Below are 25,430 nucleotides of genomic sequence, written 5' to 3' on the forward strand. Positions count from 1 at the left end.
ATAAAATTAAAGCAAAACGCATAACAAGCGGTCAGGTTTCGCCGTTTTTTTGCCAAATTTATTTCACGCCCTCTGCTTTTAATTTTTGATAAGCATCACAGGCTTTGGTTTCGCCATTTTTGCAGGCAATGCCAAAGAAGTATTTGGCTTTGGGCAAGTCTTTCACCAGAATGCCGCTATAAAGCGAGCCTAATCCAAACTGGGCTTTCGCTTCATTTTGTTTAGCGGCTTGGTGCCAATAACGCCACGTTTTCCAAATATCTTTCGGCACATTATCGCCAAGGTAGTAACGACTCCCTAAACTATGTTGGGCGAAAGAGTGTCCCAACTTGGCGGCTTTTTCTAGCCAAAACACCGCTTGTTTGGCATCTTTTGGTACGCCTAGCCCCTCGTCATACATCACGCTCAGGGCAAATTGGGCTTCCGCTGAGTTTTGTTCGGCGGCTTTGCGATACCATTTTGCCGATTGTTCAAAACTTTGCTCAATGCCAAATCCCTCATCATAGCGGGCGGCGAGGTGCAGTTGAGCCTCCACATTGCCTTGCTCTGCATAATAAATCAGCCGATCGTTGGGCATATTGCGAAAATGCTCGCCACTTGCCCACGCCATTTGCCCCAATATTAGTCATAACATCAGCCCGAATATGCTTATTTTCATTTGATGTTCCTTAATGTAAAAAAACTGGCGGGTTTCGCCAGTTTTGGTTGAATGTAATGCTTACAATGGTGCTTTTCGCAATGGGCGGTCAGCTTTCATATCCTCCACCCAATCACAGGCTTTTTTCTTTTTGTATTTCTCACAGATTTTTTCCATTAACTCTAAGCCTTCCCATTTTTTACCTTGTCCTCTTTTCTCAAAATCCATATGGGCTTTCAGTATGCCAGCATCAACACTATTAGCAGAAACAAAAAAGTTACCGACATCATTCCACGCACTACTTACAAATTCATAGGCAAGTTGATCGTTTTGTGAATAACCAAACAATCCGAAGTAATAGACTTGTGCCATACGGTAACGAGCATCGTTATGCCCCATATACCACCTCTGACCACCTTTATTAAAACCCGATAGATCCATATAAATGCTTATTGCTTTCCGTCCATCTTGTTTAACACCATAGCCTCCACGCCAATATATTTCCGCTATACGAAATTTATTCCCATCACGCTCAAACCACTCTATCGCTTTTACATAATTTGGGGTAAATAGCTGTTTACTTCCTAAACAGGTTCCAGAATAATATGCCTTAGCCAATTCCCCTGTTGCCCAAGAGCCAGCATAAGAAGTTACCTCATACGTTTTCTTCTCCCCAAAATACTCATATTCTGTCACAATGGGGACATTTCCTTGTTTTGTTAACTGTTCCAGCCAATATAACCCTTCTTTATAATTTCCATCGAGACAATATTGTTCTGCAACCTGATATTGAGCACCCGCATATTCAAGTTTTGCTTTTGCTAAAAGTGCTGGATCAACTTCGGCAAAAGCCGTTTGAGCGAAAAGCAAAGTGGTGAGTGTTGAAAGTAAATATTTTTTCATTGGTTTATTCCTTATCAGTAATAATTGGTCTTACAAAGTAGTTAAGCGATTCTTCAAATTTCTCTCCACTACGCAAAAAATCGTCTATCACAAATTTGATTGAAACATCTCCAATCCTCACAAGTGCATCAGGTTTTTCTGCTGGTTTTAAATGTAAAAACATCTCTTCTTCTATCAAGTAGATGTATTTATAGCCGTTCTCGTTTTCCCTAAAAACAATATCCATGAGCAACTGATAACGCCCTTTTCCTAAGTCTTTACTAACTCGATATCCAGCTTTATCTAAAACTGATCGCCAAATATCAATGCCATCAAGGAAGTCAATGGTGGTTACAAATCGCACACGCCTTATTGAATTAGCCATATTTTCTCCAAAAATCAAAAAATAAATCGAACATTTTTTAATTATATATTGTTTTTTTTTTGCACAACCATTTATGCTAGGGCAAGGGTGGGGGCGGTAAGCGGTGGGTTTAGGGGGATTTTTTGCAAGAAAAACCCCAAGCTTTTTTGAGGTTGGGGTGGGGTAAATTGAGGAAAAAAGCGGTGATCTCACCGCTTGTATGGGCTAGATTTTCAATTTGATCAACCTCGCCACATTTTCGGCGGTGGAAATCAAATTTTGTTTGCCTTGTTTTAAGGTGTCTTCAAGGTTGTTAAGTTGGCAAATGATGGGAAAAACCGCATCAATGCCGTGTTGATAGACCACGGAATAATCCTCTCGCAGGCAGCCGACAATCGCAATCACGGGTTTGCCGAATTGTTTGGCGGTTTTCGCTACGCCGATCGGGGTTTTGCCTGCGATGGATTGAGCGTCCATTCGCCCCTCGCCTGTGATTACTAAATCCGCGTCCTTAATCTGCTCGGCTAATTGGGTGGCTTCAATGATAATTTGCACCCCTGCTTTGAGTTGTACATTTGGCAAGAGTAGCAAGCCACCACCCATTCCGCCAGCCGCCCCAGCCCCTGCGTGATCGGCAATTTCTACGCCAAGTTGCTGTGCCGCCACCTTGGCAAAATGTGCCAATGCCTGATCGAGCTGTTGCACCATTTCGGGGGTTGCCCCTTTTTGCGGCCCGAACACCGCCGCCGCTCCACGCTCGCCACAAAGAGGATTATTCACATCGCACGCTACTTCAAACTGCACTTTTGCCAAACGCGGATCTAAGTTCTCTAATGAGATCGCTGCGATCTCCGCCAACCGCTCGCCACCGAAGCCGATTTCTTGCTGTTGCGAGTTGCGAAACGACACGCCCAACGCCTGCAACATTCCCACGCCACCGTCATTGGTGGCACTACCGCCAATGCCGAGCAGAATTTTGCTCACGCCCAAATCGAGGGCCTTTTTGATCAGCTCGCCCGTGCCGTAGCTGGTGGTTTTGAGCGGATTTCGTTGCGAAAACGGCACTAAATGCAAGCCCGAAGCCGCCGCCATTTCGATGAAAGCGGTCTGTTTATCGCCAGAAATCCCCAAAAATGCCTGCGTTTTGTCGCCGAGTGGGGCGGTAACTTCCACTTCAACTAGCAAGCCAGCGGTCGCATCAATCAAGGATTGCACCGAGCCTTCGCCGCCGTCCGCCATTGGTACTTTTTGATAAATTTCATCGGGAAATACCCGCTTGAAGCCCGTTTCAATCGCCTCCGCCACTTCAAGGGCGGTCAAGCTCTCTTTGAATGAATCGGGTGCAATCACAATCTTCATTTTGCCCTCCTAGAACAATTTGAATACGCCAAAAATCAAGGTGGAAACAATGGTCATCACTAAGCCGACCGCCGTTTCATAGGGGATCAACTTCAACCGTTCTTTGATGTCCATATTTACGCAACCGCCCGTGGCGTGGAAGAATGAACCGTGCGGCATATGGTCGCCTACCGTTGCCCCTGCGTGGATCATCGCCGCCCCTGCCAACGCCGACACGCCCAATTCGGTTAAGGTCGCACTAAATACATTCGAGGCGACCACCGTCCCTGCGGTGGTGGACGCGGTGGCGAACGACATCAAAACCCCCGAAATCGGGGCTAATAAGTAAGAGGGCAAGCCCGAGGCGGTCAGGCTTTCAATCAGCACATCTTTCAAGCCCGAATTGCCGATAATCCCTGCCAACGCCCCCGTGCCGAGCAACATAATTGCGACTGGCGACATTTTAAGCAAGCCCGAAGTGGCAAAGCGGTTAATCTGCAAAATTTTGCCCATCGCCAACTCCCCGACCAAGCCCCCGAGCGGTAACGCAATTAGCGGATCGATTTTGATCCCTGCAATCGGTCGCAAGGCAAGTAGCAAAATCGCAAATAACGGGGCAGAAAGTGCCGCCCAGCAAGCGGGTAGATTTTCATTATTTTTTGCAAAAACCTCGCCCTCTTGCACTTGCGAGCCTTTGTGGATCAAGCGTTTTGCCAGAAAATATGTAAAGACCAAACCGAACAGGGCAGGAATAATGCCTGCCGCCATTACCGACGTGAGCGGAAGTTGGAAAGCGTCCGAAGCCGCAATCGCATTCGGGTTCGGCGAGATCAAATTGCCAGCCTTTCCGCCCCCCACCATCGCCAACAAAATGGCAGGTTTGGACAATCCCCCTCGCTTCGCCAACGCAAGGGCAATCGGCGACACGGTAATCACCGCCACATCAATAAACACGCCGACCGCCGTCAAAATGAGCGTAGAAAGCACCAACGCCAACAAGGCACGGGTTTCGCCGAGTTTCTTGACAATCGTCTCGGCAATCGTATTCGCCGCCCCCGATTCAATCAGTACCCCAGCCAACACCCCAGCGGCTAAAATTCGCATTACGGCGGTGGTAATCCCTTGTGCGCCACCAATCATCAAACTAACCGTTTGCGACAGATCCGCCCCTCCAATCAAACCACCACTCAACGCCCCAATCAACATTCCATACGCTGGCGGCACTTTCTTCAAAATCAGCCCAATCGCCACCGACAAAGCGACCACTGCACCCAATGCGGAAACCGTTACCATTTTGTTTTCCTCTTAAACCTAAAATTGGCGAACATTATCGGCTTTTTTGATTTTCAAAAGCGTGATGAATATCACAATTTGCGAAAATTTCTCAAAATCTGACCGCTTACTACCACCCTTTTTCGGCAAATTGTTCCACGAGGAAATCCAAAAAAGTTCTAACCATTAACGGCAATTTATGGCGTGAGGGGTAGAGGGCGTAGAGGGTGTATTCGGGGAGATCCCAGTCGGTGAGGACGGCTTGCAAGCGTCCGCTTTCGAGGTGGGGATTGACCATATAACGGGGCAACATTGCGATGCCGCCACTGGCGAGGGCGATATTACAGAGGGCGAGGGCGTCGTTGGCGGTAAAGGCGTTGTCGAGTTCAACCGTCTGCTGTTGCTCGCCTTGGCGGAAGTACCATTCGGTGCGGTTTACGTTGGCGTGTGCCAAACAGCGGTGCGAGCGAAGTTCGTCCAATGTGGTGGGAATGCCGTGTTGGGCGAGGTAGTCGGGGGTAGCGACCAGTAGGGATCGGCAACGAGACAATTTTCGAGCCACGAGGGACGGATCAGGATTGTTGGTAATGCGGATCGCCAAATCTATTCTATTTTCGATCAGGTTGATCGCTTGATCGCCCAAATTAAGGTGGATTTTGAGTTTGGGGTGAAGTTGCTGAAATTCATTGATCGCCTCGCTCAAAATGTTCGCCCCGAACGAAATGCTCGAAGCCAGCCGCAGCACGCCAACCAACTCGCCCGATTGTGCCGACACTTCCTGCTCAACTTCCTGCACCAAATCGGTAATTTGTTGGCAATATCGTACCGCTTGTTCGCCCGCTTCGGTAATTTTCACCACCCGCGTGGTGCGTTGGAACAGCCGAGCATTGAGCCACTCTTCCATTTGGTCGATATGGCGAGAAACCATCGCCCGCGACATATCCAATTTATCGGCGGTCGCCGTGTAGCTGCCCAGTTCCGCCAGCGTTAAAAAGACGTTAATTGAGGTGAGTTTATCCATTTATTATTTCCTTTTATGCAACAGTCTTGTGCATTATAGCCTATTTATTCGGGGAATTGTTGCGTTATAATGCACACCATCAAAACAAACATTCAACCAACAAAAGGAACTCAAAATGAAATTCAAAGCAACCTTATTAAGCCTCGCCCTCGCCACCTCAGCAATGGCAAATGCGGAATTAAACCTCAAAGTTTTCCAAGCCGAGCCGCAAGGTTTTAGCGTTAGCTCAACCCTCGTTACGGGCGACAAAGAAGCAATGGTGATCGACACGGGCTTTACCAAAGCGGACGCATTACGCATCGTAGCGAACGTGTTAGACAGCAACAAAGAATTAACCACCATTTTGATTAGCAACGCCGATCCTGATTACTACTTCGGGGCGGAAACCCTCAAACAGTTCTTCCCAAATGCGAAAGTGGTTTCAACCCAAGCGGTGGTGGACGAAATCAAGGCGAAATTAGCGAATAAATTAGAAGTGTGGGTGCCGCAAATGGGGGCGAACGCACCGAAAACCCCGATCATTCCAGAGGTGTTGAAAGATAATACTCTCACAGTGGACGGCGAAAAAGTGGAAATTCGCGGCACGCAAGGCACCCTCGCCAACCGTCCTTATGTGTGGATTCCGTCCCTCAAAACCATCACGGGCAACGTGAGCGTTTACAACAATATGCACGTTTGGACCGCCGACAGCCAAACCAAAGCCGAGCGTGAGGCGTGGATCGCCCAGTTAGACGAAATGAAAGCCTTGAAACCAACCAAAGTGATCGCAGGGCATTCTTCCGACACTAGCACCGATCCGAAAAGTATCGAATTTACCCAAACTTACCTGAAAAAGTTTGAAAAAGCCCTCGAACAAGGCAAAAACAGCGACCAAGTAATTGCCACAATGGACAAAGCCTATCCAAACCTCGCCGACAAAGGCAACTTAGAATTAAGTGCCAAAGTGAATAAGGGCGAGATGAAGTGGTAATTTGACTACTTAATAATCTTCGTTCACAGTCAAAAAGCTCTCGCCCATTTATGGGAGAGAGACAGCGAAAAAATTGCGTCAGGCAATTTTTCGCAGAGAGAGGGAAACCGCAAGCGGTCAGATTTCCGCAAATTTTTCCCTCTCCTTGATTTTTCTTCTCAACGAAGAAAAATCTGTCCCTCTCCCACAAGTGGGCGAGGGCTTAATTATCACAGCAGAGAAAATAAAAAATGGAAAAAATCCTTTATCTTTTCGATCCCCTTTGTGGCTGGTACTATGGGGCGAGCCAAGAGGTGCAACGTTTGGCGGAAACTGCCGAAGTTGAGCTTGTGCCAACGGGGTTATTTTCCCCATTCTGGGCGGAAAATGGACACTCAATTTGCCGAATATGCGTGGGCGAATGATCAGCGGATCGCCCAACTCACGGGGCAGATTTTCAGCGAAAGCTACCGCCAAAATATCCTCAACCAAGCGACCGATTTTGATTCGTTCAATCTGGTGGTCGCCCTCACGGCAGTGCGAGAAGTTGCCCCAGAGCGAGAATTAGCAATGCTTTCTGCTTTCCAAATCGCTCGCTATGTGGACGGCAAAGACAACACCAACCTAGACGTTCTCGCTGAGATTTTGACGGCAAACGGCTTACCGCAAGCGGTGGGATTATTGCAAAATTCGACAATCCGCCAACAAGCGGAACAGCGAATCGCCGAAGGACAAGCCCTCGCCCAACGCCTGCACATTCAAGGCGTGCCGAATTTTGTGCAACGGACTAAGAAAGGGTATCAACATATCAAATCGGATCATTCACATTAAACCCAAAAGAGGTACAACTCGCCCAAATTTTTACTTGACTTGAACCCAAGGTGAGGGTTTATCCTAACGCTCGCATTGATTCACACACATTTGAGGAAACACTTATGAAATGCACAAAAACCCTTGTTTTGGCGTTGTCTGTTGCGGTTAGCTCACTTGCTTACGCCAATCAGAGCAATAACGCTGAACATAATATGAACGGAATGTCGCACAATATGGCGGCGATGTCTGCCGAAGAGGCGGATTTCACCCGTGAATATCTGCAATCAATGAACGAATTGCACCAAATGATGATGGACGGCGTGAAAGACAACGACCCCGACCGAGCCTTTGCTCGCTCGATGATTCCGCACCATTTAGGGGCGATTAAAATGGCGGAAATTCAGCTTAAATATGGCAAAGATCCTGAAATGCGGAAATTGGCGGAAGCGATCATCAAAGCCCAAGATCCTGAAATTAAACAAATGGAAAAATGGTTGAAAAAATAATTTTTCTCTCAAAAAAGGCACTCAACCGAGTGCCTGTTTTATTTGATTATTCTGCCTGTTTACAGCATTTTTCTGCGGTACAACGGCAGTTTTCGCAACAAGGTGTTTCTTTACAGAAGCATTGTTCTGGGGTGCAACGGCAATTTTCGCAACAAGGTGTGCAGGTACATTGATGAACTTTCATTGTTAATTCCTCTGTTTGTGAATAAAAAGCTGGCTTGGATTGCACCAGCGTTTTTAGGATAATCCTTTACCCAAGGTAAAGGTCAAGTAGGCAAAATAAAAAAATGAAAATAAAACAAGTAACGGATTTAACAGGGCTTTCCGCCAAGCAAATTCGAGATTATGAAAAACATCAATTATTGCCCAAAGTAGCAAGAACCGAGGCAGGCTATCGGGATTACGACAAAAACGATGTGGAACGGCTGAAATTTATTCATCACGCCAGAGAGGTTGGTTTTTCTATCGCCCATATAAAAACCTTGCTATTATTATGGGATAATCCATCTAATAGCCAATGCCGTGAAGTCAAGCAATTGACCCACGAGCATTTGCAATTTCTCACCGAAAAAATCGCCCAACTTGACGCAATGCGACAAAAACTACAAAACTGGTACGACCGCTGTGCCGGCGATGAAAATGCCGATTGTGCAATTTTGGATCAGTTAAATCCCTAACAAAACAAGCGGTACGATCCGTCAAAATTTTTACAAATCCCACCGCTTACGAGATTAGTATTTTAAGATTTCCCCCTCTCTCGGCACAGCGACTTGGTTTTGTAAGCCTTGCTCTTTCACGAGCTGACGCATTTCATCGCTGGTAACGGTGGCGTGGTTTACGGCGTCCATATGCACCACCACCACTTTGGCGTTCGGGGCGGTTTTCACCATTCTCGGCACGTCTTCTTTGCCCATAATGATGCCGCCGTCCATTATGTTGATGATGATCGGCTGATTACCTCGGCTGGCACGGCGGCAAGTTTGGATTGCTGTTTGTATATCGTGCGGCAATTTTGCGGCAGTCGCATTGCGAATAAAATCGCCCGAATGATGGTCGTGCCGCCCCACCGAGAGGGCGGACAGGCTCAATTTATCGATCATCCCTTGCCGACCGCCAGCAAGGATCAGCAAATCAATCAACTACTGGCAAAAATTCAGCAAAATCCGACCGCTTGCTACCGCATTGATGAGCTTGCCACAGAGTTGGCAATGAGCCGCCGTACCTTTACCCGCCATTTCCAAAAGGCAACTGGCACGAGCCTGACCCAGTGGATTATTCAACTTCGCCTACAAAACAGCCTGCTATTATTAGAAAATACCTCATTATCCATTGAGCAAATCAGCGAGCAAGTCGGCTTTCAAACAGCGGTTAGCTTCCGCCAACATTTCAAAGCCCGCTACCGCGTCAGCCCGAATGATTGGCGGAAAACCTTTGTCGGCTCGCAAGGGGTATGATTTTGCTAAATTTTGCAGCGATATTGCAGGATAAAGTCGGCAATTTGCGGGATTTGGTTGAGATCGAGACAAGGCAGATCACACTTGATCGGATAATCGGTGGCGTAGGCGACCGTCCATTGATCCTGCTCGGGCAGTGGGCGATCCAGATCTCGGCGGTGCAGTTGGATCTTCGGGATCGGTTCGTGTTTAAAACCCTCAACCAAAATCAGATCCACCTGTTGCGGATCGAACTGGGCTAATATGTCTGAAAATCCGACCGCTTGCGAGGTTTCGCACATCAACGCCCAACGCTGATCGCAGACGATCATCGTAGGGTTCGCCCCCGCCAAACGCAGGCGGTGGCTATCTTTGCCCGCTTTATCCACCTCAACATTATGGTGCGAATGTTTAATCAGCCCCACTCGCAAGTTGCAGGCGGTTAATTCGGGGATCAGCTTTTCCAACAACGTGGTTTTGCCCGTGCCGCTGTATCCCGTAATCGCAAGGGTCGGAATCGCACTCGGCAGGCGTGGCGTAGCGAGATCGGCAAGGGTGTTGAAATTTTGGAAAGCGGTGGCTTGCTCGGAAAAATCAACCGCCACACTCTTTTGCGATTGGAAAAAATGCAGTAAACGGCGTTCGCCTTGGGCGAGGTAATTTTGTAACGCTGGCATAACGGCACGGTGCAAAATGGCACAAGTGGGGTGCGGACGCTCACCATCGTGGGCGTAGGCAATCTGGGCTTGGTTGATCCGCAAAGCGGTGTGCAATTTGGCGGCGAGATTGTGTGGCACAAAAGGGGCATCGCAAGGGACGAACAAAATCAGATCGCTGTCGATCTGTTCAAAAGCGGACAACATTCCGCTCAATGCCCCCTGAAAATTAGGCAAGTGATCAGAATAAAACGGCAAATCGGGAAACTGGGCTTGATAATCCGCCAGCGAGCGGTTGATATTAAGCCAAATGGTGTCGATTTGTGGCGAAAGTCGTGCTAAAAGATGCGAAATTAACGGTTTTCCCTGTAAAAGTTGCAAACCTTTCTCAACCCCATTCATTCGGCGAGCCAGTCCGCCTGCTAAAATTACGGCAGAAATTTGCGGTTTCATTTTATCCCCTAAGTGGTAAAAAGAGGGCTGAAAGTATATAATTCCCCCCGTTTTGCAACAAGCAATTTAAGGATTAAAAATGAAATGTAAACGTTTAGAAGAGTTGTTGGAATTACTCGGCGATCATTGGCGACAAAACCCCGATTTGCATTTGATCGATATTCTGCAACAGCTTTCGGTGGAAGTGGGCAAGCCCGATGATTACCCTGCCCTGCGTGATGAGGTGTTGATTTATCAGCTCAAAATGCGAAATGCGGATAAATTCGAGCCAATCCCTGGCATTAAAAAAGATTATGAAGATGATTTTAAAACCGCTTTATTAAAAGCTCGCGGAATTTTAAAAGATTGATGTTGTCAAAACGGCGTGCTTTTCGCACGCAGATTTTTTATTTCATTCTCAACAGGAAACCCTATGAAAAAGACCTTTAAAATGACCCTCGTGGCATTATCTGGCTTACTTGCATTCAACACAACAGCCGTGGCGGCAGATCCAACCGCAGGTAAAGAATACCTCGAAATCCGCCAAGCCCCGTCAGCACAAAAAGAAGTGGTGGAATTTTTCTCATTCTACTGCCCTCATTGCTACAATTTTGAAATGCAATATAAAATCCCAAGTAAAATCAAAGCGGCGTTACCAAAAGATGCGAAATTAGTGCAATATCACGTGAATTTTGCGGGCAGACAGTCGGAAAACTTAACCCGTGCGTGGGCGTTAGCAATGGCGTTAGGCGTGGAAGACAAAGTGAAAACCGACCTGTTTGAAGGGGCGCAAAAAAATACATTCCAATCAATGGACGACATTCGTGCGGTGTTCCTCAAAAACGGCATTACTGCCGAACAATTTGACGGCGGCATCAACAGCTTTGCAGTAAACGGTTTAGTCAATAAACAAGAAAAATTAGCGGAAGATTTCAAAGTGGATTCCGTGCCAACGTTCTTCGTAAACGACAAATATAAACTCAATATGGAAGGTTTCTCGGATTCAAAAGATAACGATGATTTCATCAAACGTTATGTGGATACCACGATTTTCTTATTGAATAAATAATTTTCAATAAACAAGCGGTCAGATTTGAAAAAATCTGACCGTTTTTTATTAGGCAATTTTTATCGCACGATATTGGCTTTTCGGCTCAACAATCAAATGCCTTGCTTTGATGATTTGCAATTCGTATTTGCCACTTTCGGCGGTAACGCTCATTACATCATTGACGGCGTTGGCGGTGTGTTCAAAGGCTTCGAGGTCGGTTTTGCCGTTGAGTAAATTGGCGAGAAACAGACCGCTTGTTAAGTCGCCCACACCCACGGGATCTTTGGCGGCGAAGTGGTGCAGTGGGCGGCTGATGTGGAAAATGCCCTCGGCATTGGCGAGGATCATTTCAAACTGGCTCGGATCTTTGCCGACTTTGCTCAAATGTTTAACCAGCACCCGTTTCGCCCCTTTGTCGCGGATAAATTTGATTGCGACGAGGGCTTGTTCAAAATTTTCCACGGGTAAGCCCGTCAGCTCTCGTAATTCCACCAAATTCGGGGCGATGATGTCGGCTTTCGCCATTGCGTGATCTCGCAGAAATTCCGCCACGCCGTCCGCCACGATACAGCCCTTGTCGGGGTGTCCCATTACGGGGTCGCAAAAATAGATCGCATTTGGGTTGAGGGCTTTGATTTTCTCGACCGCCGCCAAAATTTCCGCCCCTTGCTCGGCGGCACCGATGTAGCCCGATAACACCGCATCGCACTCGTGCAACGCCTCAATCTCGGCAATCCCTTGGGCGATTTCTCCGATTTGAGCAGGCGGAATCACCATTCCTTTCCATTTGCCATATTGAGTATGGTTGGAAAATTGAACAGTGTTCAACGCCCAAACGTCCACGCCGAGCAACTGCATCGGGAACGTGGCGGCTTTGTTGCCTGCGTAGCCATAGACAACATGGGATTGAATTGAGAGTACATTTTTCATTAAATCTCCTTTTAGATCAAAAAAACAAGCGGTCAGATTTCGCGAAATTTCGGAAAATCTGACCGCTTGTAAGGGTTAGTCGGCTAATTTAGTGCCGTAGAGGTAGGTGTAACCAAACGGGCTTTGTTTGTAGTCAATCACTCGCTTGCTGGTTGGGGCGAAGTTGATTGAGTGTGCCACGTTGATCCACGGGGCTTGCTCTTTTAACAAGACTTGGGCTTGTTCGTAGAGTTTCGCACGTTCGCCTTTGTCGGATAAACCGATCGCTTTGTCGAGTAAGGCATCAAGTTCGGCGTTTTTGAAACGGGCGTAGTTGCTGTTGCCGATGTTGGCGGAACCGAACAGTGGCGAGAGGAAGTTGTCTGGGTCGCCGTTATCGCCCGACCAGCCGTAAGTCCCTGCGGTGAGTTCGCCTGCTTTGGTGCGTTTGATGTAGTCGCCCCATTCGTAAGTTACCAATTTCGCTTTCACGCCGATTTTTTCCCAGTCGCTTTGGATAATTTCCGACATACGGCGTGGGTTCGGGTTAGAGGCTCGCACCACAGGTTGCACCCAAAGTTCCGTTTCAAAACCGTTCGGGTAGCCTGCTTCGGCGAGTAATTGCTTCGCTTTTTCTGGGTTATATTCATCGTCTTTGATTGCGTTGTTGTAACCCCAAATCGTTGGTGGCAGCGGATTTTTCGCCGCTACGCCAGCCCCTTGATAAACGATGTCGATGATCGCTTTTTTATCCACCGCATAGTTCAAGGCTTGACGCACTTTCACATTGTCAAACGGGGCTTTTTCAGTGTTGAACGCCACATAAGCGATGTTCAAGCCCTCTTGTGAAAGCAAGTTCACTTTCGGATCGGTTTTCATTTTGGCGATGTCGGTCGCATTCGGGAAATCAATTAAATCGCAACTACCCGCTTGTAATTTAGCGTAACGGGTGGTCGCATCTGGCACAATTTCAAACACGAGGCGATCAATATCCGCTTTGCCTTTCCAATAATCTTTGTTCGCCAAATAGCGGCTACGCTGATCAAGCTGATAACCAGCAAACACGAACGGACCTGTGCCGATTGGGTCGGTGTCGATGGTTTCAGGCTTGCCCGCTTGCAACATTTTATCCGCATATTCCGCTGAATAAATTGAGATGAAATCCATTCCTAAGCTGGAAAGGAAAGTCGCATCTTTCTTATTAAGGGTGATTTTGACCGTGTAGTCGTCCACTTTTTCCACCGATTTCAACAAATCAGGGAATTTCATCGCTTTGAAATAAGGATAGGTGGCGTTAGACACCTTGTGGTAAGGGTGATTTGGGTCGAATTGGCGGTTGAACGAGAACACTACATCGTCCGCATTAAAATCACGGCTCGGGTTGAACACTTTATTGGAATGGAATTTCACGCCTTTACGCAGTTTGAACGTGTAAGTTAAACCGTCTTCGCTCACTTCCCAACTCTCTGCCAACGCTGGCTCGATCTCGGTTGAGCCACGTTTAAATTCCACAAGACGGTTATACACCTGTTGCGAACTCGCATTGTAAGAAATACCGTCCATCACCAATGCAGGACTAAACCCACTCGGCGAACGGCTAACGCAGTTAATAAAAGTTTTATCGGCGGCTTGTGCCACGGTTGATCCAACGAGTGCCGTTGCAATCAAAGTTAATTTGGTTAATTTCATATTGCCTCTGTTAAAGAAAGGTTGCAAATTGCGGGCAAGATTACCCTTTATTGGTGCGTGAGTAAATAACAAAAGCCAAGTTTATATAACGAAAAATTATATTAACTTGGCTTAAATCGTTAATCTTCTTTCAACTCAAACTGTTTTTGCAAGGTGCTGATGTCGTTTACTTGTTCAAAGTTGGCGAGCTTAGCCGCATCTTCTGGTTTAGTTTTTGTGCCTAAGGCTTGGCTGATAAAAACCAAGCCTTGCTGGTCGATCACCGTTTCTTGATAAAACTTAATCAGCTCGGCTTTGGTTAAGTTTTTGAGTTGTTCAATCAGCTTTTGCAAGCGGTCGAATTTCACATTTTTTTCGCCAAAATCAGCGAGGTAATCTTCAAATTCTTCGGCAAGGGATTCAGGCTTGCGTTGCAATTTTTCGAGCAAACTCGCTTTATATTGCTCAAATTCAGGCTCGGAAAGTGCTTGTAATTTAGCGAGAGATTCCGCCCAAAAACGTTGATTTTCCGCCATAATCGCCGCTGGTGTCGCATTCGGGCTTTGCACCGCAAATTTTAGCCCTGCGGTTTTGCCGATCATCGCATTGGTGGCATAAACCACATAGCCGAGCTGTTTTTGGGTGCGAAGATCGTCAAAATACCAACGCCCGAGCATATCTCGCAACAATCTTGCCTGTGCCATTCCTGCAAATTCTTCATAGCCTTTCGCCATTAAATTAACCACCAACGCATTATCTTCGTGCGGTACATTTTTAATATAATTTAATTTGCGATTGCTTTGGTTAATATCTAAATAACGCTTTGGCAAAATCGCCGTTTGATCATTTTTAACCACTTTTTCAATTTGTTGAGTTAAATCAATCACTTGTTGGTCAGATAAATTCCCCACCGAAAGCACTTTAACCCCTGTTATTTGAGTTAAAACACGTTCCCGAAATTGTTGAATATCCGCAAGGGTTATTTGTTCAATCGCTTTTCTTACTTTTTCTTCGCTAAAATAAGGATAATTATCAAACTCTTTAAATACTTGATTAGCTTGATTTAAACTCTGCTCTTTTTTCTGCTTATCCAATAATTCAAATAAGCGTTGTTTGGCTTGAACAAGATTATTTTCCTCTAATTTAAATTGGCTAAATTGGATTAAACTATCTTGAATTAACTTGCCGAGATGTTGGGTATAACCACTCGCCCCAATTTTTAAACCATCGGGGAAGAGTGAAAATTTAATTCCCATATTCGCCACCGCAGATTGAAAACTGATTTTGGCTTGGGCGAGTTCATTCATATAATTTAAAATTAAGGCACTTATGCCTAATTTTAATTCATCTGAACGAGGACTAATCGAAAAAACAAAAAGAGTTTCTGTTTTTGGATCTTCGGCAAAATATTGGCTCAACATTGCATAAATTTCAGTGCCTTGATTTTGCTCAATCAATTTCGGTTGAGTCCGTTTTTCTTCATTTTTAATCACAGAAAAATCAGTCGCAAAATAAGGATTTAATGCAGGTAATTTAATTTCTGGGTTTTGGCTAAAATCCAACCACGCTTTTTTCTGCTGTTCGCTAATTTTAGTACGAGAATAACCCGCCTCAAAATGTTTAGTTTTTTGATCAGTTTTTGCTTTCTCGCTGACCAGCGTAATTACTGCATTATCAAGGGTCATTTCAGAAAGTTTTTGCTCAATCGCCTTTTTATCCATTGATTCCGTTAAATAATCAGAATCTAAAAGGTGTTCCAACGGATAATAAAGCATTTTTTCCGCAAGACTTTCAATATAATCGCCATTTTTTTCCACTTGTAAATGTTGAAATTCTTGCTTCAAGCTCTCTTTGGCTTCATCAAAATAACTTTGCTGAATCCCTGCTTTTTTAACTTGCTCAATCTGTTGGAAAATCAGCGAAATCACTTTATCTTTTTCAGCTAAACCCTTATCGGTTAAGACTACACTAATGCTAAATTCGCCACGGTTACGGCTAACGTTCGCCGTTGATGAAGCGGAAATTCCACTATCGGATAATCCTTGCTTGATTAAATAATCGGATAGCGTGCCGTCCGTATTATTATTAAACACATAGGCAAGATATTCCCCCGATTTATTTAAAAACTTATCTTCATCATTTGGCATATCAAAGGAAATTGAGAGTAATTTTAATGGCTTAATTGGTTTATATTCTAAAATAACCCCTTTATCTTGTTCACGATATAAAGGCAGATTAACCGTTGGGGCTTGAATATTTTTATTTTCAACCTTGCCTAAATTTTTTTCGGCTAATTTAGCTAACTTTTCAATCGGCTGATTAGAATATAACACCGCCGTCATTAAATTCGCTGAATAATATTTATTATAAAAATTTTCTAATGCCGTTTGTAATTTACTCTCTGCTTTATCCGATAAGGTTTGATTATTCCCTACGGTAAATTTTGCCATTGGATGTTCAGGATTTATATTTGCCAAACTCACGCTATACAATAAATGTCCGTCGCTTGATTTGGCTCGCACCATTTCCGCATTAACTGCATTGACTTCTTTTTTTGCATTCGTTTCTAATAATAAGGGTTGAGCAATGGTATCACCAAAACGCTCAACCGCTTCATCAAAGGCATTATTATTGACTTCAAAAAAATAAGCCGTTCGCATTGAACTGGTGGACGCATTATTATAACCACCATTTTTACTTAAAAATTGATCTAAACTGTTCGTTTCTGGATATTTTTTCGATCCCATTAAGATCATATGCTCTAAATAATGAGCCAAACCTTGTTGATTTTCGGGATCTTCCATTGAACCAATCGGCAAAGCCAACGACATTAACGATTTATTCGCTTTTTCATCGGAAATCAATAATACGGTCATTCCGTTATTTAATTTAATCCCTTGATAAATCGCTTTATCATTTGGGCTTTTATTGATAACTTGTTTAATTAACGAAAACCCTTGTGGATTTTGTTGTGAATTTTCGATACTAGCGGTCGGATTTTTATTATTTTCTGCTAACACTGCATTTGAAATTCCCACCGCGAAAATCGAACATAATGCGTAAGAAATCGCTTGGCTGATGATTGAACGTTTCATTATTCTACCTCTGTAATTACGACGGATTGCACCATTTTTTCAAACCACACAAGGGTACGGTCGTGAATTGTGAGATAATCAAGATGATTTACATCTTGATCTAAAACTCGCTGAATATAAGCACCATCATTGTGAGCACATTGAGCATCTAATAAATAAGATTGACAATAGTTAGCTAGTTCAAGTTCCGTAGGTAATTCAGCAAAGTATTCCCGTAATTTATCATAAATAATAATGCTTAAATGTTTCTGGCTATACAGATATTCCGCAATATATTGAGCCAACATTGTTGCTGCATCATTTTTTGAAATAGGATTAAATGTTAAATAAGCTAATTTATCCTTATCTCTATAATAGAATTTAAATGACATTATTTCTTCACTATTTTCAGAGGTAGCGATAACCATTGCCAGATAATAAACCCAAGACTGAATAACATCCTTATCCCTTAATTTACCCACTCGCCATTGTACAATTTCGTTATCAAATAAATTAGGAATGTTACCATTTAAATTAAAGTTTAATCCATTTACATCAATCCCCAAATCAACCTCAAATAAAGCGGCATCTCGTTTTAAATAAGTCGCCAATCCTTTTTTAATTGGTTTAATTGTGCTGGATAACTCTTGTTCGACAAAAGAAGAAAATGCCGCTGAAAGTAAATTCCCCTTTCTCTTTTCCTGTTCAAGTAAAATTTCTTCTTGATCCGTTACCAATAATTTATCCAGCAACGTATATTGTTCCAAATTAGAAAGCTCAAAGTTTTCCGTCTCTTGCCAACCTTGATCTTCATTATAGAAATAAATACCTAAACGATGATTAAAGAAATGTTTAATCGGATTTTGTAAAAAACTGATTAAATCTTGCAAAGAAATCGTGTGAGGGATATTTTCTTCTTTCAGTTCAATCGGCATTGAAAAAATTTTATCCGATCCCACCTCTTGATTAAGTGAAATCCACTCTTTATCAAAAGAGATATATTTCCCCGTTCCAGTTTGTTGATAAATATGATTATCTCTAAAATTATCTTGACTGAATATCGTCATTGAATGGCGAGTAAAAATTCTTTCAAAATCAGATTTATCTGCCAAATGCTCAATAATAAAATCTTGTAATTGCGATAATAAAACTGACGGTAATTTTTCTTTATTATCTTTTAAAGAATTACCAATATAACTCACATAGAAAATCTGTTGAGCCGAAAGCAAGGCCTCTAAGAAAAGATAACGATCATCATCTCGTTTTGAACGATCGCCTTTTCGATAGGAATATTGCATTAAATCAAAACTATTTGTTCGCTGCTGACGCGGGAAATCCTGTTCATTCATACCGAGTAAACAAACTACTTTAAAAGGAATAGCACGCATTGGTAACAAGGTGCAAAAATTCACTTTCCCTGCTAAGAAATTAAGATGATTTGACTGAATATCTAATGCTTCCGTTAATAAATTCTCAATCACTTCACTGGTTAATTTTTCGATAAAATTAACTTCCTCAATATAACCAAATGCTTTGTCAATCGTTTGTTTTAAATTTAAAATCGTTTCGGCATAATCATCTCTTTCGCTATATAGTTTATCAATAAACGCTTTTAATGTAGATTGCCATTCTTGTGCATTATGCGATTCGATTAAATAAGCTCGCCACTCACTTAATTGTTCAACAAAATAACTTAAAACGCCCGATAATTCCGCCGTTAATCCATAGCTTTGATTAAAGGCGACACTATTTTGCCAAATTCCTTCATCTTCACTTAAACTTTGCCCTAATAATAAGCGGTCTAAGCCATTTTCCCACGCATTATAATTTTGCCACGTTTGATTATCAATATTTAACCCAGCCCGAATACCAACGGAACTAACCCAAGATTTAATCATTTCAAATTTTTCTTGATTGAGATTTAATTTATCTTGAATAGCTTGAACAGATAATAAAGCTAAAATATTTTCTGCGGTAAATTGATTTTCTTTAAAGGAAAACAGTTGTAAAAAACTAGATAAAATAGGATCAATTAAACGAACTCGCTGATCTGAAATCGTAAAAGGAATATAACGTGAAGATGATTGATATTCTTCATTTTTATAACGAGAAAATACCGCACTAATATAAGGGGCATATTTTTCAATATCCGTGGACATTACGATAATATCTTTTGGCGATAATTCAGGATTTTGCTCAAATAATTGTAATAATTTATTATGCAAAACTTCCACTTCACGCATTTCGCTATGGCAAGCGTGAATTTGGATTGAATGATCATTTTCTGATACTGAAAAAGTTGGTGAAGGCTCTAAATCAGCAAAACTGCCTTTTAATTGTGCTAATAAAGTTTCTTCTTCCGCAAATTGTCCAAATTCAAGCTCTTCCACTTCATATTGTTCAACTAATTGAGCAAAAAAACTGCCCCCTTGTTTGCCCCACATTGAAAGTAACGGATTTCCTGAAAATTCGACCGCTTGTTTTAATTCTTCAAAGGAAATTTTTTCCCGTAAGGCTAGTTTTTCATAAACCAAGGCTTCTTTATCGTTCCACCAGTCTAATCCGCTCGGGCTAGTAAAAAAGAGATGAATATCAATATGCTCACTTAATTTACCTAATACTTCCAGTTGCGATAAAGGTAGCGTTGAAATACCAAAAATAAAAATTCGTTGCGGTAATTTATTTTTTTCTAATAGAGTTAGACTATCTAACTTTTCAAAATAACGATCTTTTAAATAGGCGCGGTGTGAAGCATTAAACTTGCTTTCTTCTTTATTTAATTTTGTTTCATTGACAATTTCATTCCATAAAATCGCTTGCCATTTAATAGAAGATAATAAATCTTCTTTATTGATATTTTTAAATTCGCCGAGTATTTTTTCAAAATCATTATGTTCCCAAGCCATCAGCCAATCTGGGCGGTAAACTAAATACTGATCGAATAAATCTGCCACTTTATTTGCTAATAAATAAAGTTTCACCTGATCATTATTCTCTTTTAAATAATGATTTAATGCTGAAAAATCGGGGTGGGAAAGATATTTTGGAATTAACCGCATTAACCGCCAAGCCATTGTGGCACGGCTAAAAATATTCTCTTTGGGCAAATCGGGAAAAAGCACACGATATTGTTGCCACACAAAACTGGTAGGGAACGGAAATTCTATGCTTGCGGAAATGCCAACGCTCTGGGCAATTTCCTTTCTTAGCCATTGTTCCATTCCGACACTTTGCACCAAAACCGTTTCTTGGCTGAACGGGTCGGCATTGGGGAAATGTTGCAACAATTCGACTAATTTATCTTTATGGTGGGCTAATTGATTGGAATAATAGACTGTAAACATAGAAAATCCTCGCTTTGACGGTAGATTGTCTATGAATTACTGCGAAAATTCAATCGCAAGCGGGTCGATCCTAGAAATTTTTTGTGGTGAGTTCAAAAACACCCAAGGGATATTCCACCTGAATGCGATTTGACTCACAACGAACTCTAAACCGCAGTTCGTTTTGGTTAATTTCCGCTTCGCAAGGCAATTTTGTCATTTTCAGGGCGAGTTGATTTTCGGCAATTTGCATTGCTTCTAGCCGCTGAAAAGCCTGCATTTGAGCCTGATTTTGTCGCCCTTGCCATTGTGAATAAACCAACAATAATATGCTGGAAATCATTACTGCTATCATAATTGACAGGGTGTTTTCTGCTTTAATCCATTTAATCATCGCCCAATAAATTCCGTGAGTAAGGTTGATAATGCCAATATTTATTTTGTAAATTTTCAATCACTTCTTTTTTATAGGTTAAATTTCGATCTGAATTATGATAGTTAGAATAAAGCGTGCCATATATTCTTCTACCTGTGATATTAAATGGATAATCTGTTATGATAATACCGAAAAAATCTCGTGCTAAACGTTCGTTAATTTTATTATTTGTAATCACAATTTTAGGATCAGCTAAACTACTCTCTGGCAATTCTGCTAATGTATTGATGTGATAAAGATCTTTTTTCGCTACTTCAAGATGAATCAACTTGCTCAAATCATCAGTTTGAATATATTTTTTCCTTACCTCTCTAAGATTTAAAAATAAACTGTGGCAAGCAAAAAAGTAGTTTAACTTTTCTAACTTTATCATTCCTTTTTCTATTTTAGATTTTTGGCAATGTTCATCTAATTTATTTTTATCTGACAGCTCAACTATTTTTAACTTATTTTGTAAGTAATTTTGGTAATAAGACTGGGTTAATCTTTCTTGTCGAATGAGATTATCTTTATTAGTAAAGATGAATAGCAAAATGCCACTTAATACCATTAAGGCAACCACTAAGCTACTTCCCCGATACTGTTTCATCTTGATCACCTGCATTTAATAAATAACTGTATCCTACCCCTTGATAACGAATTTCGGGCTGTTGCTTAGAGATTAATTCCATTTCGATTTTCATTATTTTCTCGAATTTTAGCCAAATAAAATTAAGCTGGGTAATCAGATAATCATTATTATCAATTTTTCTCCATTTTCCTTTATTGCAAGTCGTTAATAACTGTTTGCATATATTTAAAGTACATTGTTGGACGCTATTATCTTCGTAAATATACAATGCTTGATTTTCTAATTTAAAACCAAAAATTTCTTTATTGATCTCTTTGGTGTTATTTAAAATACCAATCATACAACTTTGCGTTTTTGCTCGATTTCCAATGCAACCGTCTCTATTCACATCATAAAAGAAAATTAAACAACTTGGATTCACTAAGGCATAATTCTTAGATTGATTTTGGAATAAAGGATAATTACTATTTTCTCGAAAAGATCCTTGATAACCAATATGCTGAATATGTTGTTTTAAGTAAGTTAAAAGTTGAAAACTCTCTCGTTGCAACATCAATAATTCTGATTGTTTTTTCTGACTAGCATAAAAATCACTATATAATTTTGAAATAGAAAATAAAATGATTGTAGCTAACGAGAGTGAGATCAATATCTCAATTAAACTAAATGCGTGAAATTTATTCTCTACAACTACTGCGTTTCGCTTTTGGCATAACATAAATCACCCCATTTTGATCAAATTGTAAAATTTCACTTTCATCATTTAATCGCATATTGATACATTTCGATTCTAATTTTGCACTCACACCATCAATATTCATAAATACTCTTGGGTAAAGGCTACGATTTCTCAAAATAACATTACTATTTTGGCTATAATAAGTTTGATATTCTTTCGCAGTACAAGAAGATAAATTAAAACAATCGCAAGGAATTTGTTTACTGCTCTCTTTTTTTACCGCAATCAGGCAAAATTTCTGTGAGACAGGTTGTGAAATAGAAAGAGAATAATTCTGTTTGGTATAACGTGCTTGGCTTTGAATTTGATACACAAAAGATTTTATTTGCTCAATTTCATTATTGAGTTTAATTTTGTCGGAAAATTGAAAAAGAGAGGGGGAAATAAAATAGAACGCTATCACAAAAAGTGTGAGCGTAGTAATTGATTCAATAAGACTGAATGCACGAAACATAGTATTTCCCCCGTGAGGAAATACTATGTTTTTTAGCAAATTTGTAAATCAACAAAAATCAATTTGTCGATCGGGATCACAAAAATAATTTAGAATGCGGTGGTATCTTGGAACAGACCGACTTTCAAATCCGTTGCGGTGTAGATCACACGGCCGTCCACTTCCACTTCGCCGTCTGCCATTCCCATTACCAATTTGCGGTTAATCACGCGTTTCATATGAATACGGTAAGTTACTTTTTTCGCTGTTGGCAAAATTTGCCCCGTAAATTTGACTTCACCTACACCTAAGGCACGCCCTTTGCCTTTACCGCCAATCCAGCCGAGGTAGAAACCAACCAACTGCCACATCGCATCAAGCCCTAAGCAACCAGGCATTACGGGGTCGCCGATAAAATGGCAACCGAAAAACGGCAAATCGGGGTGAATATCCAATTCCGCCTCGATGTACCCTTTTTCAAATAACCCCGCCGCTTGATCCATTTTTGTTATGCGATCCATCATTAGCATTGTTGGGGCAGGTAATTGTGGGCCTTCTGCACCAAATAACTCGCCACGCCCAGAGGCTAATAAGTCTTCGTAGGTGTAGCTAGATTTGATGTTTGGTGTACAGTTGTTCATTGATTTAATCCTAAAAAATAATAAAAAAGCCTGTAATATCAGCACTTGTGGAATGAGTGCGATAGTACAGGCTTTTAATTCAGCGAACAAGTGTTAGCTATTTGGTCGGATCAGTCGGCTCGCTTGTTGCCAGAATTTTGCCAGCATCGTACCGCTTGCATCACGCTCTTGCCCCTGCTCAATATTCTGATGAATCAAATCAAACAGAGCAGGCTTATCGCTCTGTTCCTCTGGATAAAATGGTGTGTTGAGCAGTAATTCTGTCGCCTCAAACACATCGCTGATCGCCCAAATACTAAATTGCCCTTGCTTAACCGCCTCAACCAATTCCGATTTTAGGCTCAAATGTGCAATGCACGCCTGCGGAATCAGTACGCCCTGCTTGCCCGTTAGCCCGCGAGCTTGGCAGAGATTGAAAAAGCCCTCGATTTTTTGGTTCACTCCACCCACACTCAACACGTTGCCAAATTGGTCAATCGCCCCTGTTACAGCAATGCCCTGCGGTAACGGCAATTTTGCCAAGGCACTCACCAGCACGCAGAAAATCGCCAATGAGGAACTGTCGCCATCAATGTCGCCGTAGGATTGCTCAAAGGCAACGGTGGCGGAAAAGGGCAGTTGGGTTGGAAATTCCAACAAATCAGCCAAACAGGATTGGGCGAGCAAAATCCCTTTGGAATGTAAATTGCCGCCCAATTCCACTTTTCGCTCAATATCGACAATTTCGCCATCACCATATTGCACGTTGCAGCTAATACGTAGCGGTTCACCGAAAGCGTAAGGCACGCCGTCAAATTCCACCACCGATAAGCCGTTAATTTGCCCGATTTCTTCTTCATCGGTTTCAATATAAATTTGCTGTTTGAGCATATCTTGCAAATTAAATTGATTTAATTTTGCCGATTGATTTTCTAAATAAGCAAAATAACTAGAAATCACATTGCAAGCGGTAGGATTTTTTAAAATTTCTTGTATGCCAATTAAATGTTTGCGTAATAATGTCGGGCAAATTGAAATCAAATCTTGCCGTTCACTTTCACGAATATAGGCTTGCAAAAATTGAGAGAGATCCTTTTTATCAAAGGTTTTATTGATCCATTTATTTGCCGACGTTTGAAGATAATTGATCCATTGTTGGATATTCTCTTGATCTAAGGTTAAATAAGTATCAACTTCCGTATATTGTCCAAATTGATAGAGAGTATCATCATAATTAAATAAAGTCGCAATTTCATCTCGACTACCTAATAAAATTAGCTTAAATTGGCTTTTTATTGGTGCTAAAATTTGCGGAATTGGATTGGCACAATAAGGCTGATATTCGCCAAATAATAAGGCTTGTTTTAATTTATCCCAAAGAGAAATATCTGCCAAAAGCGAATTGATACTTAAAATTAAAACTTTTTGATCCGCTTGTTGAACAATGCCCTCAATGGTTTCAATTCTATTTTGTTCAGGAATAAAAATCGTCTGCCCAAATAATGAGGCTTTGTTATATTCTGTTTTTAAAAGGGTAGGATTTTGAAGCTGATTAAAATAAGCCTCAATTTCATTCAAATATTCAGGTAAAATCTCACTTTTAACAATCAGTAACGAGCCAAACGGGGCATTTTGAATTTGTTGGAATGCCTGCTTACAAGCGGTTTGAAAATCAAAAAAATCAACCTGTTGATATGCTTCTGAAAATGAATAATTAGCCGAAAGTTGTTGCCAGCGAAGTGGGGATAAATTCACAAAATTTCCTCAAATAAAAATTTGATTTATTATAACGTGATTTCCGCTATACTGCTTAAAAATTATGGAGGATAAATGCGATACCAAAAATTAGATATTCAAGAAGCCACTTGGAAATGGAAATATCTGCTAAAAAAACATCGTGAGGGCGAGAATATTACCAAACACACGGAACAAAGTTTAATTGATTTAAAAATTCAACTACTTGCGACCTTACAAAATTCGCCCGAAGAAATTGAGCAATGGATTAAGTCAGAAATGACCCCAGAACAAAAAAAGAAAATGCGTCAATCAATTCGAGCGAGACGCAAACGCTTTTTTAATGCGGAAAAACAATCTACCAAAAAGAAATCCATTGATTTGGAATATGCCAGTTGGTTACGTTTATCGAAATATTCTAAAAATCTGAATTTGACTTTATCGGAAACGATTAACTATTTAGTTGATGAAATTGAGAAAAAGCAACTTTATCTTGATCAAGTCGCAAAAATGAAATCAAGTTTGAAAGATTTATTAAAGTAAGCGGTACGTTTTTTAAAAATTTTACT

28 protein-coding genes are annotated in these 25,430 nt (G+C 41.8%); 10 read left to right on the plus strand and 18 right to left on the minus strand.

Annotated elements, in window-relative coordinates; all coding sequences use genetic code 11:
- Positions 1–58: 58 nt before the first annotated feature.
- From B0187_RS08505 to B0187_RS08530, 6 genes are all read right to left on the minus strand, one after another.
- Positions 59–610 (minus strand): tetratricopeptide repeat protein, encoded by a 552-nt coding sequence (locus B0187_RS08505; RefSeq protein ID WP_078237442.1) that lies wholly within the window; start codon positions 608–610, stop codon positions 59–61.
- 108 nt (positions 611–718) lie between these two features.
- On the minus strand, positions 719–1,540 hold the full coding sequence (locus tag B0187_RS08510; RefSeq protein ID WP_078237443.1) for an SEL1-like repeat protein: 822 nt from the start codon (positions 1,538–1,540) through the stop codon (positions 719–721).
- A gap of 4 nt (positions 1,541–1,544) precedes the next feature.
- Positions 1,545–2,096: a hypothetical protein gene (locus tag B0187_RS08515; RefSeq protein ID WP_158078233.1), complete on the minus strand. Its 552-nt coding sequence runs from the start codon at positions 2,094–2,096 to the stop codon at positions 1,545–1,547.
- Between the two features lie 12 nt (positions 2,097–2,108).
- On the minus strand, positions 2,109–3,242 hold the full coding sequence (locus B0187_RS08520) for a glycerate kinase (protein ID WP_078237445.1): 1,134 nt from the start codon (positions 3,240–3,242) through the stop codon (positions 2,109–2,111).
- Between the two features lie 9 nt (positions 3,243–3,251).
- Entirely contained in the window at positions 3,252–4,514 is a 1,263-nt protein-coding gene (locus B0187_RS08525) for a GntP family permease (protein ID WP_078237446.1), read from the minus strand.
- Between the two features lie 109 nt (positions 4,515–4,623).
- A complete protein-coding gene (locus B0187_RS08530) occupies positions 4,624–5,514 on the minus strand; it encodes a LysR family transcriptional regulator (RefSeq protein ID WP_078237447.1) in 891 nt (296 codons plus the stop codon).
- A gap of 115 nt (positions 5,515–5,629) precedes the next feature.
- On the opposite strand from B0187_RS08530, the gene B0187_RS08535 reads away from it, so the two are divergent.
- From B0187_RS08535 to B0187_RS08550, 6 genes are all read left to right on the plus strand, one after another.
- Complete coding sequence (locus tag B0187_RS08535; protein WP_078237448.1) at positions 5,630–6,484, plus strand: MBL fold metallo-hydrolase; 855 nt, start codon at positions 5,630–5,632, stop codon at positions 6,482–6,484.
- 230 nt (positions 6,485–6,714) lie between these two features.
- Complete coding sequence (locus B0187_RS10270; RefSeq protein WP_158078234.1) at positions 6,715–6,888, plus strand: hypothetical protein; 174 nt, start codon at positions 6,715–6,717, stop codon at positions 6,886–6,888.
- Complete coding sequence (locus B0187_RS08540) at positions 6,851–7,294, plus strand: hypothetical protein (protein ID WP_078237449.1); 444 nt, start codon at positions 6,851–6,853, stop codon at positions 7,292–7,294. Before B0187_RS10270 ends, B0187_RS08540 begins: the two co-directional genes overlap by 38 nt.
- 104 nt (positions 7,295–7,398) lie before the next feature.
- On the plus strand, positions 7,399–7,782 hold the full coding sequence (gene copM, locus B0187_RS08545) for a CopM family metallochaperone (RefSeq protein WP_078237450.1): 384 nt from the start codon (positions 7,399–7,401) through the stop codon (positions 7,780–7,782).
- Between the two features lie 29 nt (positions 7,783–7,811).
- Positions 7,812–7,955 (plus strand): hypothetical protein, encoded by a 144-nt coding sequence (locus tag B0187_RS10275; RefSeq protein WP_158078235.1) that lies wholly within the window; start codon positions 7,812–7,814, stop codon positions 7,953–7,955.
- 114 nt (positions 7,956–8,069) lie between these two features.
- Positions 8,070–8,459, plus strand: coding sequence for a MerR family DNA-binding protein (locus tag B0187_RS08550; RefSeq protein WP_078237451.1), 390 nt, complete (start codon positions 8,070–8,072; stop codon positions 8,457–8,459).
- A 54-nt stretch (positions 8,460–8,513) separates the two neighbouring features.
- On the opposite strand, the gene B0187_RS10385 is transcribed toward B0187_RS08550, so the two are convergent.
- On the minus strand, positions 8,514–8,870 hold the full coding sequence (locus B0187_RS10385; RefSeq protein ID WP_245797025.1) for a hypothetical protein: 357 nt from the start codon (positions 8,868–8,870) through the stop codon (positions 8,514–8,516).
- On the opposite strand from B0187_RS10385, the gene B0187_RS08555 reads away from it, so the two are divergent.
- Entirely contained in the window at positions 8,829–9,236 is a 408-nt protein-coding gene (locus tag B0187_RS08555; protein ID WP_245797026.1) for a helix-turn-helix domain-containing protein, read from the plus strand. The genes B0187_RS10385 and B0187_RS08555 overlap by 42 nt on opposite strands.
- A gap of 5 nt (positions 9,237–9,241) precedes the next feature.
- Here B0187_RS08555 and mobA read toward each other — a convergent pair whose 3' ends face one another.
- Positions 9,242–10,324: a molybdenum cofactor guanylyltransferase MobA gene (gene mobA, locus B0187_RS08560; protein WP_078237452.1), complete on the minus strand. Its 1,083-nt coding sequence runs from the start codon at positions 10,322–10,324 to the stop codon at positions 9,242–9,244.
- Between the two features lie 79 nt (positions 10,325–10,403).
- Here mobA and B0187_RS08565 point away from each other — a divergent pair, with 79 nt between their 5' ends.
- Entirely contained in the window at positions 10,404–10,673 is a 270-nt protein-coding gene (locus tag B0187_RS08565) for a YihD family protein (RefSeq protein ID WP_078237453.1), read from the plus strand.
- Between the two features lie 63 nt (positions 10,674–10,736).
- On the plus strand, positions 10,737–11,372 hold the full coding sequence (gene dsbA, locus B0187_RS08570; protein WP_078237454.1) for a thiol:disulfide interchange protein DsbA: 636 nt from the start codon (positions 10,737–10,739) through the stop codon (positions 11,370–11,372).
- 48 nt (positions 11,373–11,420) lie between these two features.
- On the opposite strand, the gene pdxY is transcribed toward dsbA, so the two are convergent.
- The 10 genes from pdxY to B0187_RS08620 form a co-directional block, all read right to left on the minus strand.
- On the minus strand, positions 11,421–12,284 hold the full coding sequence (gene pdxY / locus B0187_RS08575) for a pyridoxal kinase PdxY (protein ID WP_078237455.1): 864 nt from the start codon (positions 12,282–12,284) through the stop codon (positions 11,421–11,423).
- 75 nt (positions 12,285–12,359) lie between these two features.
- Positions 12,360–13,952 carry an ABC transporter substrate-binding protein gene (locus B0187_RS08580; RefSeq protein ID WP_078237456.1) on the minus strand — a complete coding sequence of 531 codons (1,593 nt, stop codon included), beginning with the start codon at positions 13,950–13,952 and terminating at the stop codon, positions 12,360–12,362.
- A 119-nt stretch (positions 13,953–14,071) separates the two neighbouring features.
- On the minus strand, positions 14,072–17,026 hold the full coding sequence (gene ptrA, locus B0187_RS08585) for a pitrilysin (RefSeq protein ID WP_078237457.1): 2,955 nt from the start codon (positions 17,024–17,026) through the stop codon (positions 14,072–14,074).
- Positions 17,026–20,349: an exodeoxyribonuclease V subunit gamma gene (recC, locus tag B0187_RS08590; RefSeq protein WP_078237458.1), complete on the minus strand. Its 3,324-nt coding sequence runs from the start codon at positions 20,347–20,349 to the stop codon at positions 17,026–17,028. Before recC ends, ptrA begins: the two co-directional genes overlap by 1 nt.
- 70 nt (positions 20,350–20,419) lie before the next feature.
- The gene (locus tag B0187_RS08595; RefSeq protein WP_078237459.1) at positions 20,420–20,722 is read right to left on the minus strand and encodes a DUF5374 domain-containing protein; all 303 of its coding nucleotides are present in this window, start codon (positions 20,720–20,722) and stop codon (positions 20,420–20,422) included.
- Positions 20,715–21,353: a DUF2572 family protein gene (locus B0187_RS08600; protein WP_078237460.1), complete on the minus strand. Its 639-nt coding sequence runs from the start codon at positions 21,351–21,353 to the stop codon at positions 20,715–20,717. The genes B0187_RS08595 and B0187_RS08600 overlap by 8 nt, the downstream gene beginning before the upstream one ends.
- The gene (locus B0187_RS08605; RefSeq protein ID WP_078237461.1) at positions 21,331–22,053 is read right to left on the minus strand and encodes a hypothetical protein; all 723 of its coding nucleotides are present in this window, start codon (positions 22,051–22,053) and stop codon (positions 21,331–21,333) included. Before B0187_RS08605 ends, B0187_RS08600 begins: the two co-directional genes overlap by 23 nt.
- Complete coding sequence (locus tag B0187_RS08610; protein ID WP_078237462.1) at positions 22,013–22,528, minus strand: pilus assembly FimT family protein; 516 nt, start codon at positions 22,526–22,528, stop codon at positions 22,013–22,015. The genes B0187_RS08605 and B0187_RS08610 overlap by 41 nt, the downstream gene beginning before the upstream one ends.
- A gap of 89 nt (positions 22,529–22,617) precedes the next feature.
- Positions 22,618–23,148 carry a bifunctional 3-hydroxydecanoyl-ACP dehydratase/trans-2-decenoyl-ACP isomerase gene (gene fabA / locus B0187_RS08615; protein ID WP_078237463.1) on the minus strand — a complete coding sequence of 177 codons (531 nt, stop codon included), beginning with the start codon at positions 23,146–23,148 and terminating at the stop codon, positions 22,618–22,620.
- A 93-nt stretch (positions 23,149–23,241) separates the two neighbouring features.
- On the minus strand, positions 23,242–24,882 hold the full coding sequence (locus tag B0187_RS08620; RefSeq protein ID WP_078237464.1) for a S16 family serine protease: 1,641 nt from the start codon (positions 24,880–24,882) through the stop codon (positions 23,242–23,244).
- 75 nt (positions 24,883–24,957) lie between these two features.
- Between B0187_RS08620 and matP the strand changes: the two genes are divergently transcribed.
- Complete coding sequence (matP, locus tag B0187_RS08625; RefSeq protein ID WP_078237465.1) at positions 24,958–25,404, plus strand: macrodomain Ter protein MatP; 447 nt, start codon at positions 24,958–24,960, stop codon at positions 25,402–25,404.
- Positions 25,405–25,430: the final 26 nt, after the last annotated feature.

Source organism: Haemophilus paracuniculus, assembly GCF_002015115.1.
In the GTDB taxonomy this organism is placed as follows: Bacteria; Pseudomonadota; Gammaproteobacteria; order Enterobacterales; family Pasteurellaceae; genus Haemophilus_E; species Haemophilus_E paracuniculus.